This is a genomic window from Streptodolium elevatio (genome assembly GCF_040649515.1).
GTDB lineage: Bacteria > Actinomycetota > Actinomycetes > Streptomycetales > Streptomycetaceae > Yinghuangia > Yinghuangia elevatio.
Map to the genome: position 1 here is coordinate 23389 of NZ_JBEZFP010000051.1, position 12456 is coordinate 35844.

Consider the following 12456-nt stretch of genomic DNA (forward strand, 5'->3'; position numbering starts at 1 on the left):
GCCGCGCATGGCATGCTCGCCACCATGTCCGCCAACCCCGTCAGCCCCGTCTTCGTCGGCCGTACGACAGAACTCGACGCCCTCGACGAAGCCCTCCGCACCGCGGATTCCGGCACCCCGGCCGTCGTCCTGGTCGCGGGCGAGGCCGGCGTGGGCAAGACTCGCCTGCTGGAGGAGTTCCTCACCCGCGCCACCGCCTCCGGCGCCGTGACGGCGGTCGGCGGCTGCATCGAACTCGGCGCCGAAGCCCTGCCCTTCGCCCCCGTCGCGGCCGCGCTGCGGATGCTCGACACGGCACTGGACGGGTCCCTCGCCCGGGCCGCGGCGGGCCGTGAGAGCGACCTCGCCCGCCTGGCACCGGGACTCCTCCGGCAGACCGGCCCCGGCACCGCCACTGCCCCAGCCCCCGTTCCGGATCGCGCCCACGGACCGGCCGCCGCACTCGTACCGCGCGTGCCCGGCAGCACGCCCGGCATGCCCCCGGCCGACCCCGACGGCGGGGCCGCGGACCGCGTACGCCTCTACGACCTCACCCTCCACCTACTGGACACCCTCGGCGCCGACCGCACCCTCGTGATCGCCGTCGAGGACCTGCACTGGGCCGACTCCGCCACGCGCGAGCTGCTGGCCTACTGGGTCCGCATGATGCGCCGCGCCCGCGTACTGCTGGTGGCCACCTACCGCGCCGACGCCGTCGACCGCCGCCACCCGCTGCGCCCGGTGCTCGCCGAACTCGACCGAGTGCGCGCCGTACGCCGCCTCGACCTCGCCCGGCTCACCCGCGACCAGGTCGCCGCGCAGCTGCGCGGCATCCTCGGCGACGCGCCCGCGCACGAGACGGTCGAGCAGATCTTCGCCCGTTCCGAGGGGAACGCCTTCTTCGTCGAGGAACTGGCCGACAGCGTCCGCGACGGACGCCTCACCCGGCTCTCCGACTCGCTGCGCGACCTCCTCCTCATCCGCATCGAACAACTCCCCGAACCCGCCCAGCAGGTCGTCCGCCTCACCGCCGTCGGCGGCCCCACCGTCCCGCACCGGCTCCTCGCCGAGGTCGCCGCCGCCCACGTGCGGCTTGACGCGGACGCCCTCGACACGGCCCTGCGCGCGGCGGTCGGCGCGTACGTCCTCGCGCCCGCACGCGACGGAGACGGCTACACCTTCCGCCACGCCCTCGTCCGCGAAGCCGCCCTCGACGACCTACTCCCGGGTGAACGGATGCGCAGCCACGCCGCGTTCGCCCGCGCCCTGGAGGAACACCCCGGCCTGGTCCCGGCCGACGAAGCGATTGGCGGCATCGCCGTCCACTGGTGGGCGGCCGAGAACCCCGCCCGCGCGCTGCCCGCGCTCCTCATCGCCGCCCGGCACGCGGGGGAGCGCTACGCGTTCGGCGAGCAACTGCGCCTCCTCGACGGCGCCCAGCACATGTGGGAGCGCCTGCCCGACCCCGAGGCGCACACCGGCGCCGCACTGGTCGACATCCTCGAGGACGCCGCCACCGCCGCCCGCTACCACAACGCGCCCGACCGCGGCCTCGCCCTGCTGCGTCAGGCCATCGGACTCGTCGACGCGGACGAGGACCCGCGCCGCGCCGCGCGCCTGTGGCTGGCCCGCGGAATGCTCCTGCGCAACACCGCGCGCGCCTCCGGCCTCCCCGAACTCCGCAAGGCGGAAGCGCTTCTGGCCCAGCTGCCGCCGACGGTCGACCACGCGAGCGTCAGCATCCAGATCGCCCGGGCGCAGATGCTCGACGACCAGGCGCCGGAAGCCGTCCGCGCGGCCCGCGAGGCCCTGGAGGTGGTGCGCGCGCTCGGCGACGCGGCGGCCGAGGCCGACGTCTCCAAGACGCTCGCGTGGTTCCTGCTCAGCGTCGGCGACGTCGAGGAGGCCGAGAAGATGGGCCGGGAGGCGGCCGCCATCGCGGAACGCGTCGGCCGCCCCGACACCCTCGTGCACGTGCTGGCCAACCACGCCTCGCTGCTGGAAGGCCTCGGCCGCCACGAGGAGTCCGTGGCCACCGCCCGACGGGCGCTCGCCCTCGCGCAGGAGACCGGGCAGCGGCACATGATGGTGTTCACCTCCGGCAACCTCGCCGAGAGCCTGCTGTCGCTGGGGGAGTGGGACGCCGCCACGCAGGTCGCCGCGGACGCCTTCGCGCTGAGCCCGGGGCCGCGGGCGTCCGCCCACCTGGAACGCGTGCTGGCGGAACTGGCCGGCTACCGGGGGGACCACGAGGCGGCGGTGCGGCACCGTACGCGCGGGCACACGACGGCGACCGAGACGTACCTCGAACCGCAGGGCGTCATTCCGCACCGCGCCCTCGAGATCGCCGCGGCGCGCGACGCAGGGGACCTGGCGGCGGCACGGGCCTTGGCTGCGGCGCAGATGGCCGAGGGGATCGTCTCCGGCCACCAGCGGTACGGATGGCCGCTGCTGGTGCAGGCGGCGCGGGCGGAAATGGTGTTGGCACCGACCGCAGGACTCGGGCCCGCGGGCGCGGAGGACTCGGCGGCGGCAGACCCGAGGGCCGCCGCTGCGGCGGCCTCTGCGGCGGCCACGGCCGCGCTGCGCGCGTGTGCCGCGACGCTGGCCCGGGACTGCGACCTGGACCGCGCGTACGCGGCCACGGTCACCGCGCTGCTCGACACCGCCGAGGGGCGCGATGACGCCGTCGAGCGGTGGATCGAGGCCGATGCGGCGTGGTCGCGCACCGGCAAGCCGTACGACCAGGCACGCGCGAAGGTGGACCTGGCCGCCGTCCTTGCCGCGGCGGGCCGCCGTACCGAAGCCCGGGACGCCCTGTCGGCCGCACACGCCACGGCGTCCCGCCTGGGTGCGCACCCGCTGCGCGCGGAGGCCGAACTGCTGGCGCGCCGCCTCGGCCTGACACTGGCTCAGGGCGGCACCGGGGCCGCCGCCGACAGCCGCGAGGACATCGGCGGCGGCCCGGGCGCGGCCGGCGGGGACCGGGACGCCCCCGCGGCCGCCGGCCTGCTCACCCCGCGCGAACGCGAGGTGCTGCTGCGGCTCGCCCAGGGGTACAGCAACCGGCGGATCGCGGAGGAGTTGTTCATCAGTGTGAAGACGGCGAGCGTCCACGTGTCCAACATCCTCGGCAAGCTCGAGGTCGCCAACCGCGGCGAGGCGGCGGCGCTCGCGCACCGCCTCGGGCTGCTCGACGACGTCGGCTGACGCGGCTTCGTCCGCTTCGTCGGCTTGCGACCCCGCGGCTTGCGCCGCCCCCCACTTACGCGGTCCCGTCGGCTGACAAGGCTCGGTCGGTTGACGCGGTCGCGTCGGTGCCGTCAGGCCTCAGGCCGTCACCGCGCGAACGTGTACTTGTAGACCGCGTATCGGTCCTTGTTCCAACACGTGACCGACAGGCCGCCGCCGATGTTGAGCAAATCGCCGAGGTCTTTCGGCAGCGGGACCGTGATGGGGTTGCCCACGGTTCGTCGTTGTCGTTGCTCTTGAGGTTGACGGCCATCGACGTCACGGCGTCGACCGGTTCGCCCACCAGGAACACCCGCAGGCCCGCGTACGTCTTCCCACCCGGTGCCATGGTGGCCACCTCCTTGGCCGGGGACTCCATCGGCTGCACGGACTCGTGTGAGCCGTCGCCGAACACGACGTCCGGGTGATGGAAGAGAGTGCACGTCCTGGCGCTGGTGTTGGTGGCGGTCAGGATGATGTGCCGGGCGCCCGACGGTCGGGCGGCGGACGTCGCGCCGCCACGGGGCTGTTGCAGAGTCAATACATGTGGATCTTCTTCGAGGTCCGCGGCGGCGCGCGGGAAGCTGCCCGGGGCAGGGCAGGGCAGGGCAGGGCAGGGCGCGGCGTCAGGACGCGGCGTCGGCGGGGCCGGGCAGGCAGCACATACTGCCGGTGTCCCTGGCCAGGTTGTCGGCGTCAGCCTTGACGACGTACACCTCCCAGGGCTCCCGGCCCGGGCCGTGGACCCAGGTCTTGTCCTGGACCGCGTAGCAACAGGCGGTGTCGTTCTCCTCGATCGTGGCCAGTCCGGCCGAGGTGAGGCGCGCCGTCGCGGCGCCGACCTGCCCGGTGCTCTCCACCTCGATGCCGAGGTGGTCCAGCACGGTCGGTTCGTCTGCGGGGCCCTGGACGAGGACGAGCTTGAGGGGCGGCTCGGCGACGGCGAAGTTGGCGTATCCGTCGCGGACCTTGGCGGGCTCGGTGTCGAACAGCTTGCTGTAGAAGGCGATCGACGCGTCGAGGTCGGCGACGCGCAGGGCGAGTTGGACGCGGGGCATGGCAGGGCACCTCCGGGTTGAAAGGTCGGTATCGACGTTTGTCTATGTCCTCGACCTTGCCTCCCGGTATTTGCATCTGTCAATATCGATGCATGTCGAATCTGCAAGAACTGCCGCTTCCGGGCGTCGGCGCCGGCGCGGCCCCCGGCGCGGACTCTGCGGAAGTCGGGAACGCGGCGGACGTCCTCGCCTGCTGTACGCCTCCGCTGTCCCGCGAGCCGATCGGCGCCGAGGACTCGGTGCGCGTCGCGGCGATGTTCAAGGCACTGGGCGACCCGGTGCGCTTGCGGCTGTTCTCGCTGATCGCGTCGCACGAGGGCGGCGAGGCGTGCGTGTGCGACGTGCAGGACGTCGGCGTGTCGCAGCCGACCGTCAGCCATCACCTCAAGAAGCTCCGGGACGCGGGCCTGGTGACGTCCGAGCGGCGCGGGAGCTGGGTGTACTACAAGGTCGCTCCGGCGGTCGTGGCAGCGCTTTCGGGCCTGTTGGACGTGGGCGTCCGGCGGTGAGTCCCCCGCCCGCCGTACCGCCCGCCCCGCCTCCCGCAATACCGCTCGCCCGGCGCGCCGCGGCCGAGTTCCTCGGCACCGCGGCCCTGGTCGCGGTGGTGGTCGGGTCCGGCGTCCAGGCGAGCGAGCTGACGTCCGACATCGGCGTGCAGCTGCTGGCGAACTCGCTCGCGACGGTGTTCGGGCTCGGCGTGCTGATCCTGCTCTTCGGGCCGGTGTCCGGCGCCCACTTCAATCCCGTGGTCACACTTGCGGATTGGTGGACGGGGCGGCGCGGCGCGGCGGGCGTCACGACGCAGGAGGCCGCAGCGTACGTCCCGGCGCAGGTCCTCGGCGCGATCGGCGGTGCCGTGCTCGCAAACGCGATGTTCGGCCTGGCGCTCGTCGACCCGTCGGCGCACGACCGGTCCGCCGGGCACCTGGTCGGGGGCGAAGTGGTGGCCACGGCGGGCCTGGTGCTGCTGGTCTTCGGACTCGCGCGCACCGACAGGTTGCGGTACGCACCGGCCGCGGTGTCGGCGTACATCGGCGCGGCCTACTGGTTCACGTCCTCCACGTCGTTCGCGAATCCCGCGGTGACCGTGGGACGTGCCTTCAGCGACAGCTTCGCCGGCATCGAACCCGCGTCCGTGCCGGGCTTCGTCGCGGCCCAGTGCGTCGGCGGCGCGGTCGGACTGGCACTGGTCGCCGTCGTCTTCGGCGGCCGACCGCGCGAACGGACCGCCGCCTGACGGTCCGCCCGCTTCGCCTCCTCCGCTCTTCGGTGCGTTCTCCGACGCGTTCTCCGAAGCGTTCTCCGACTACCGACAACTGGAAGGACCGACGCGCCTGTGTCCACGGCATCTTCCGGCACACCGTCCGTGCTGTTCGTCTGCGTGCACAACGCGGGCCGCTCCCAGATGGCCGCCGGTTTCCTGCGCCACCTCGGCGGCGACCGCGTCGACGTACGCTCCGCCGGGTCCGTTCCGGGCGACCGCATCAACCCGGTGGCCGTCCAGGCGATGAGGGAGGCGGGCATCGACATCGCCGGGCAACAGCCCACGATGCTCACGCCCGAGACCGTGCGGGAGTCCGACGTCGTGATCACCATGGGGTGCGGGGACGCCTGCCCGGTCTTCCCGGGCAAGCGCTACCTCGACTGGCAGTTGGACGACCCCGCGGGCCAGGGCATCGACGCGGTGCGACGCATCCGAGACGAGATCGAGGGCCGCGTCCGAGCGCTGCTGGCGGAGTTGCCGCCGCCGAAGCGCGAGGGCTGAGCCGCCCCCCGAGGGCGGCCGGGGGGCGAGGGCGCCGGGGCGAAGGTGTACGGCTACGGGACCAGGACCAGGCGCCCGCGTACGGCTCCCCGGGCCAGGCGACCGTACGCGGCCTCGGCGTCGGACAACGCGAACGTGTCGGCAACGCGCAGCGTCAGACCGCCCGTTGCGGCGGCCGCGAGCTGCGACAATTGGGCGAGGCGTTCCCCGTCGGCGGCGATCCACGTGTGGCTCGTACGGATGCCCCGCAGCGGGATCGCGGACGCGGGCCCGAGCGTCGTGTACGCCCCCTGGTTGCGCACCGCCCCCAACACCTCCGCGCCGCCCAGGACCGCGGCGTCGAGGGCACCGTCGACCCCACCGGGGACGAGCGCGCGTACCGCCGCGCCCAGGCGCTCCACATCGCGCGGCACGAACCACTCGGCGCCGAAGCCGCGTACCAGCGCCTCGTCCGCCGCAGCCGCGACAGCGGCCACCCGCAGGCCGCGCCGGACGGCCAGCTCGACCGCGAACCCGCCCACACCCCCGGCCGCGCCCGTGACCAGAACGCTCTGACCCGGCGTCAGCGCGAGATTGTCGAGCGCCTGTTCGGCGGTCAGCGCGTTGAGGGGGATGGTCGCCGCCGCGACCGGGTCGACACCGGGCGGGGCCGGGGCGATCTGGTGCGTGTCGAGCACGACGTACTCGGCGTGCGTGCCGCTCACCGCATCGAGCAGGTCCGCAAGGCCGATGACCTCGTCCCCGACGGAATACGCCGCCACGCCCGCGCCCAGCGCGTCGACGCGCCCGGCGACGTCCCAGCCGAGACCCACCGAATCGCGTGCCGGATGCAGCCCGCCGGCCGCGAGCACGCCGTTCGCGGTCGCCAGGTCCACCGGATTGACCGCCGCGGCCCGGACCGCGACCCGGACCTGGCCCGGACCGGGCACGGGCAGGGGGAGTTCGACGACAGCGAGGGTGTGGGTGCCCTCGCCGGAAGCCGACGTACGCGGGGACTGCGAGACAAGCGCGCGCATGGCGGAGCTCCTGAAGGTCGCGGGGCCTGCGGACAACGCAGGCCGGGGGGAGTGTGGAGACGTACTGCGCGGACGCAGTGCAGGAAGCGGCCGGAGGGCCGCGGCACCAACTTGCCCGGGGGTACTCTCCGGAAGGAAGTACGTACCTGGAAGTGCGTACCGGAGACGGAGGTGCGCAGGTGGCGACCATGACGGCGGCCGAGCGGCGCGAGCGCGGACGCGAGGCATACGACGCGTACCTCGCCGAATGCCCCTCACGACACGTACTGGACCGCATCGGCGACAAGTGGGTCTCGTTGCTCCTGGTCGCCCTCGCCGACGGCCCCCGCCGCTACGCGGAACTCGGCCGGGCCGTGGCCGGGGTCAGCCAGAAGATGCTGACCCAGACCCTCCGCGGACTCGAACGCGACGGCCTGGTCTCGCGCACCGTCACGCCGTCCGTACCCGCGCGCGTGGACTACGCCCTGACACCGGTCGGCCGGAGCCTGGTCGACCTGATCGGGGTGATCAAGGTGTGGGCCGAGGGCAACATCGCCGCCATTGAAGCCGCGCGCACCGAGTACGACGCCCGCGAGCAGCCGCCAGCGTGACCCCGGCCGCACGCGCATCGGGTTCCGCACGAGCTGCTGTGCTCGCTCCCGCGACGACCTGACACGCCGCCGTACGCCGCCGCAGGCCGCTGCGTAGGCTCGTCCCATGACCGACGCGACATGGGAAGGCGTACGCGCACGCTTGCGGGCACTCGCCGAACGCCCCCTCGACGACCGGGCGTTCGACAACGGCGTGTTCGGCGCGCTCGGCCACCGGTTCCGCCTCGACGACCCGCTGACCCCCGAAGGCCTCGCCGACCTCGAAGCCCGGACCGGGGTGTCACTGCCCGAGGAGTACCGCGGCTTCCTGCTCCACGTGGGAGCCGGGGGTGCGGGCCCCGCCTACGGCGTCTTCCCCGTATTGTGCGAGCACGGAACGTGGCGGTGGGTCGGCGACGGGGCCGACCTGGCCGACCTGGCCCGGCTCGCCGAACCCTTTCCCCGCCGGGGCCCCGACCCCGCGCGACTCGAAGCTCTCCTCGCCGAACGCCCGGACGAGGAAGAACTCGACGACGGCGACGACTTCGACGCCGCGCTCGAGGAGTGGAGCGACCGATGGGAAGCCCTGATGTGGTCGGCCGACCGCACCGTCGGCGCGGTCCCCATCTGCCACCTCGGCTGCGCCACCCGCCAATGGCTGGTCCTCACCGGGCCGGAACGCGGCCGCATTTGGGCCGACAACCGCGTCGACGAGGTGGACCTCGAACCGCTGCTCGACGCAGACGGCGAACCGGTGACCTTCACCTGGTGGTACCTGGGCTGGCTCGAGGCGGCGGAGCGCGAACTGTCCCTGACTTAGCGCCCGACCAGGACGCCTGTTCAGGGCCCGCGTGCCCGGAAGCGCCGTCCTGACGCCTGGACCCGCTCCGACTCCAACGTCAGCCGGAGCAGGCGCCGCGCTGGTCTTCCTGCCACTCGCACACCGGGCACAGCGTCACGCCGCGTTGCGCGGCCGGGTATTCGGTCGGCTTGCCGCAGTACGCGCAGTCGGCGAGTCCCGCGGTCGTCCCCGCGTCGGCGGCGGGAGGCAATGGCCGCGCGGCCGACGCACCGCAGTACGGGGCGCCGACAGCCGGGTCGGCGGCTGCGGGGGAGTGTGCGGCGTCCATGGCCACGACTGTACCGGCGCACCCCGGTTGCGGGCCGCCGCGGCCGGGGAACGCCGGAACGCCGAACCTGAAGGCGTGTCAGTCGTGCGCGATCGGAAGGCCCTGCGTTCCGATCAAGGCGCGAGAGCCCAAGGGGGCATCCAGGGTTACCGACGCGGTGCGCCCGGCCCCGATCGCCGCGCACGCCACGCCCGCGGCCGACTCGTGCGGATGGCGTACGACCGCGAGAGCTACCACGCCGACGCGCTGCACCGACTCGACCGTGTAGTCCTCACCGCACGGCCCGGGCTGGTCCGGGGCACCCGTGAAGCCGAGTGTGATCGTGCGGCCGTCGGGCGACACCGATGCCCTGCTGCCGGGGCCGTCGATCTGCGGACCGCTGGGGCCGGCGTCCGGGTTCAGGCGGGGCGGCTGCGGGTCGCCGAGCAGCGCCGCGGCACGGCCGCGTACTGCCGTGCCCTCGAACGTCATCTCCCACATCGGCACGGTGGCCGGCCCGTCGCTGGTGACGACCGTGCCGGTGGTCAGGGCGATGCCGGTGACCGGGATGCGCGGGAACGGCTGCGTACCGCACGTGGATTCCATCGCCGGGGGAACGCTGCGGCCGAAGGACTGCCGCGGGGCGACGAACGGCCGCTTGAAGACCGTTCCGTCGGCGCGGCGGACCTCGCCTTCGGCGGGATGCGGAGGCACCGTCGCGGTCGGACGGATCTCGAAGCACGCGTTACCGAACGAGGCCTTGTACGCCTCGTTGTGCCGCTCCCACGTGCCCACCTGCTCCACGGCGCCGGACACCAGCACGAACGCCGGCCCGGCCGGCCGCTTCGTCTGCGCCTGCTCCCACGCGTCGGCCGCCCGAGTGACCGCCTCGCGCGCCACGCGGGGGAAGTCCTCGGGCCTCAGGGGCTCCCCGGGCGGCGGCAGGGGTATGCCCGGTGACGCGGGGGGCTCAGGGGCGCCCGACTGCGGCGCTGACGGGCGGCTGCTTCCCGTCGGGACGGCCGCGTCCGACGGGGAGACGGGACTGTCGGGCCTCGCGCTACCCGTGCTGCCCGGGCCGGCCGCATCGGCGGCGTCCGAGCGGGGATCGTCCTCGCCGCACGCGGTGAGCAGCAGCGCGAGGGCGAGCGCTCCGGCGCCGGCCACGGACGCGGCGCGGGTCGCGGGTGCGGTTCGGCGGTTGCGGCGTACGGGCACGCTCGACCTCCCAAGTGATGGTTCTGCGTTGCATCTGTCGTGCTTGCGCGCCCTGCCGGGGCGGCGCACGTGCGCGTCGTCGCCGTAGCGCGCGACATCGCTTCGACGCAGGCCCCGCGCCGCGGGTTCCGTCCGGGACTTCGCACGGTTGAAGGCGACCTCCCGCCGCGCGGCGCCGATCGCGGCGTGCCGGGGAACAACCGTCCAGAGCAGGCGAGTTCACGGGCGTGCTCGCGCCGGCTAGAGGCTGCCCGCACGTCGGTGGGTGAGGTCTCGCGGGATACTCGTGCTCGTTGTCGACCTGGTGCGGGTGGGGCCTCCGTGGTTGAGCTGCGTTGTGAAGTGGTTCGTTGGGTGGACGAAGAGCCGTTTCCCGGTTGGGTGGAGGCGCAGTTCACGGACGCGGCGGGACGTCGCTGGTCGCTGTTTGACAAGCCCCCGATCTTCGCGGCAGCGAGAGATCTCGGCCCGGATTCGTCCTACCGGTCGAGGCCACCGTCGCATGCGTGGTCCGCGAAGGTCACGACTCGCCGGAGAACGACACCGTGACCATCTCCACCTCGCCGCACGGAGCCGCGATACCGGACGGGCACGACGAGTTCACGGTGCGGCAGGACCAGCTCATCCGCTGAGCGCGTGGTTGTGGAGCGGCGCGAAACGGCTCGATCCACGTCGGATCACTCGCTGAGATCACCCCACCCACACCATGACCAATGCGACGGCGAATCCCCAGTTATGGACAACCTTCAGGTGGTGAGGACGACTTTGCCCTCGACTTGGCGGGACTCGAGTGCGGCGTGGGCTTCGGCTGCTTTGGACAGCGGGAAGCGGGTCATCAGCGGGACCCAGCGGCCGGAGGCCGCTTCCTCCAGAGCGCGTGCGGTCAGCTCGTCGCGGCCGCCGGCGGGGAGGGATTGCGGGCCGAGTGCCCAGGTCGCGGTGAGTTGGCGGGCGACGAGGTCCTGCGTGGTGATCGCGGTCGGTTCGCCCGAGGCCCAGCCGTACAGGAGGAAGCGGCCGCCCGGTTCCAGGAGTTCGAGTGCCTGGCGGCCCAGGGTGCCGCCGACGCCGTCGAGGACGACGGTGACGCCGCGGCCGGCCAGGGCGGCGCGTACGCGGGTGGGCCAGTCGGGGTGCCGGTAGTCCGCCGCGACGTCGGCTCCGAGGGCGCGTACGCGGTCGGTCTTGGCGGTGCCGCCTGCGGCCCCCACCACGGTGGCGCCGGCGTGCCGGGCGGCTTGGACGAGCAGGCTGCCCAGGCCTCCGGCGGCGGACATGACGAGCACGGTGTCGTCGGGCGTCAGTGCCGCGACGTGCAGGACGCCCTGCGCGGTGGCGCCATTGGTGACGACCGCGACGGCGCTGGCGGCGTCGAGTCCCTCGGGGAGCGGGCGGACTCCTTCGAGCTGTGCCACGGCCATTTCGGCGTAGCCGCCCGCGGCGTGGAGCTGGGCGACCACGCGGCGGCCCAGCCAGTGTTCGTCGACGTCGGGCCCGAGTGCGCCCACCACACCGGCGACCTCGCCGCCGGGCGTCATGGGTACCACCGGCGGCTGGTGCGGCCCGACGGCGGTGCCGCCGCGCAGCCGTGCCTCGATCAGGTGGACTCCGGCGGCTTCGACGTGGACGAGTACCTGGCCGGCGGCCGGGACCGGGTCGGGGACCTCCTCGTACGTCAGGTTCTCGGCCGGGCCGTGGGCGTGGAGGCGTATTGCGTGCATGCGTCGACTCTGGCACGGGCCGGTCGGGGGTGCGGAGGCGGTCCCGGTGCGGCGGGGACCGGCCTGTGCCGTCGGGCGGGAGTGGTGTGCGGCGGCGGTGGTCAGTGGGGGAGGGGGACGGTCACCCAGACGGTTTTGCCCCCCAGGTCGGGGTCGGGTTCGATGCCGGCGGTCCCGCCGCATTCGTCGACGAGGTACTTGACGATGTGCAGGCCGCGGCCGCTGTCGTCGTCGACGGTTTCGAGGAGGGCTTTGGGGCGGAAGGGGTGGCGGTCGTGGACGCCGATCTGGATGCAGCCGGTGTCGGTCAGGTGCAGGATCACGTCGATCTGCGGGGAGAGCATGCCGGCGTGCTTGACCGCGTTGGTGACGAGTTCGGACACGACGAGGCGGAGTGTGTCGGCGCGTTCGTGGTGCGGGGGCAGGCCCCATCCGGTGGCGACGTCGATGACGGCGTGGCGTGCCTGGGGGACGGCGGCGTTGTGCGGCGGGATCTGGAACCGGCAGGCGGGGGTGGCGTCGCGCAGGGCGGTCATGCCGCGGCCTCCGGGGTGTGGGCCGCGCGCGGGTGCGCCGGTGCGGTCTGTGTGGTGCGGGTCCTGCGGCGCAGGGGGCGCATGCTGTGACTGCGGGTGTTGCGGGTGTTGCTGCGCATGCGGTGCGTTGCGTGACTCATGGTGCCCCCGGGGGCGGATGCGGCTGTTCGGAGCAGCGTACCGACCCTTTCGCGACTATGAGTGTCGAATTCGTCACTCCGTGTTGGTATCCGGGGTGTTGCGGGATCTCG

14 protein-coding genes and 1 pseudogene are annotated in these 12456 nt (G+C 73.6%); 7 read left to right on the forward strand and 8 right to left on the reverse strand.

The features are described from left to right. Positions 1-24 precede the first annotated feature (24 nt). The gene (locus AB0C36_RS20230) at positions 25-3189 is read left to right on the forward strand and encodes a helix-turn-helix transcriptional regulator (protein WP_358355889.1); all 3165 of its coding nucleotides are present in this window, start codon (positions 25-27) and stop codon (positions 3187-3189) included. A gap of 128 nt (positions 3190-3317) precedes the next feature. Here AB0C36_RS20230 and AB0C36_RS20235 read toward each other — a convergent pair whose 3' ends face one another. From AB0C36_RS20235 to AB0C36_RS20245, 3 genes and pseudogenes are all read right to left on the reverse strand, one after another. Continuing rightward, positions 3318-3446, reverse strand: coding sequence for a hypothetical protein (locus AB0C36_RS20235; RefSeq protein WP_358355950.1), 129 nt, complete (start codon positions 3444-3446; stop codon positions 3318-3320). Positions 3447-3532: 86 nt separating this feature from the next. After that, a pseudogene (locus AB0C36_RS20240) lies at positions 3533-3751 on the reverse strand (DUF4232 domain-containing protein); the annotation flags it as partial. Between the two features lie 85 nt (positions 3752-3836). Then, complete coding sequence (locus tag AB0C36_RS20245) at positions 3837-4268, reverse strand: ArsI/CadI family heavy metal resistance metalloenzyme (RefSeq protein ID WP_358355891.1); 432 nt, start codon at positions 4266-4268, stop codon at positions 3837-3839. 92 nt (positions 4269-4360) lie between these two features. On the opposite strand from AB0C36_RS20245, the gene AB0C36_RS20250 reads away from it, so the two are divergent. The 3 genes from AB0C36_RS20250 (at position 4361) to AB0C36_RS20260 (ending at position 6036) form a co-directional block, all read left to right on the forward strand. Continuing rightward, complete coding sequence (locus AB0C36_RS20250; protein WP_358355893.1) at positions 4361-4777, forward strand: ArsR/SmtB family transcription factor; 417 nt, start codon at positions 4361-4363, stop codon at positions 4775-4777. Further along, the gene (locus AB0C36_RS20255; RefSeq protein WP_358355895.1) at positions 4774-5508 is read left to right on the forward strand and encodes an aquaporin; all 735 of its coding nucleotides are present in this window, start codon (positions 4774-4776) and stop codon (positions 5506-5508) included. The genes AB0C36_RS20250 and AB0C36_RS20255 overlap by 4 nt, the downstream gene beginning before the upstream one ends. Positions 5509-5607: 99 nt before the next feature. Further along, complete coding sequence (locus AB0C36_RS20260; RefSeq protein ID WP_358355897.1) at positions 5608-6036, forward strand: arsenate reductase ArsC; 429 nt, start codon at positions 5608-5610, stop codon at positions 6034-6036. Positions 6037-6089: 53 nt separating this feature from the next. On the opposite strand, the gene AB0C36_RS20265 is transcribed toward AB0C36_RS20260, so the two are convergent. Next, positions 6090-7052: an alcohol dehydrogenase catalytic domain-containing protein gene (locus AB0C36_RS20265; protein WP_358355899.1), complete on the reverse strand. Its 963-nt coding sequence runs from the start codon at positions 7050-7052 to the stop codon at positions 6090-6092. Between the two features lie 179 nt (positions 7053-7231). Here AB0C36_RS20265 and AB0C36_RS20270 point away from each other — a divergent pair, with 179 nt between their 5' ends. Both AB0C36_RS20270 and AB0C36_RS20275 read left to right on the forward strand, forming a co-directional pair. Beyond that, entirely contained in the window at positions 7232-7642 is a 411-nt protein-coding gene (locus tag AB0C36_RS20270; protein WP_358355901.1) for a winged helix-turn-helix transcriptional regulator, read from the forward strand. A gap of 106 nt (positions 7643-7748) precedes the next feature. Beyond that, a complete protein-coding gene (locus AB0C36_RS20275; protein WP_358355903.1) occupies positions 7749-8441 on the forward strand; it encodes an SMI1/KNR4 family protein in 693 nt (230 codons plus the stop codon). Positions 8442-8520: 79 nt separating this feature from the next. Here AB0C36_RS20275 and AB0C36_RS20280 read toward each other — a convergent pair whose 3' ends face one another. Together AB0C36_RS20280 and AB0C36_RS20285 are read right to left on the reverse strand one after the other, a co-directional pair. Then, entirely contained in the window at positions 8521-8751 is a 231-nt protein-coding gene (locus AB0C36_RS20280; RefSeq protein ID WP_358355905.1) for a hypothetical protein, read from the reverse strand. 78 nt (positions 8752-8829) lie between these two features. After that, positions 8830-9948 (reverse strand): NADH-quinone oxidoreductase subunit E, encoded by a 1119-nt coding sequence (locus AB0C36_RS20285; RefSeq protein WP_358355907.1) that lies wholly within the window; start codon positions 9946-9948, stop codon positions 8830-8832. A gap of 506 nt (positions 9949-10454) precedes the next feature. Between AB0C36_RS20285 and AB0C36_RS20290 the strand changes: the two genes are divergently transcribed. Further along, entirely contained in the window at positions 10455-10580 is a 126-nt protein-coding gene (locus AB0C36_RS20290; RefSeq protein WP_358355909.1) for a hypothetical protein, read from the forward strand. A 114-nt stretch (positions 10581-10694) separates the two neighbouring features. Here AB0C36_RS20290 and AB0C36_RS20295 read toward each other — a convergent pair whose 3' ends face one another. Together AB0C36_RS20295 and AB0C36_RS20300 are read right to left on the reverse strand one after the other, a co-directional pair. Further along, the gene (locus AB0C36_RS20295) at positions 10695-11669 is read right to left on the reverse strand and encodes a zinc-binding dehydrogenase (protein WP_358355911.1); all 975 of its coding nucleotides are present in this window, start codon (positions 11667-11669) and stop codon (positions 10695-10697) included. A gap of 101 nt (positions 11670-11770) precedes the next feature. After that, complete coding sequence (locus tag AB0C36_RS20300; RefSeq protein ID WP_358355913.1) at positions 11771-12205, reverse strand: ATP-binding protein; 435 nt, start codon at positions 12203-12205, stop codon at positions 11771-11773. Between the last annotated feature and the right edge of the window lie 251 nt (positions 12206-12456).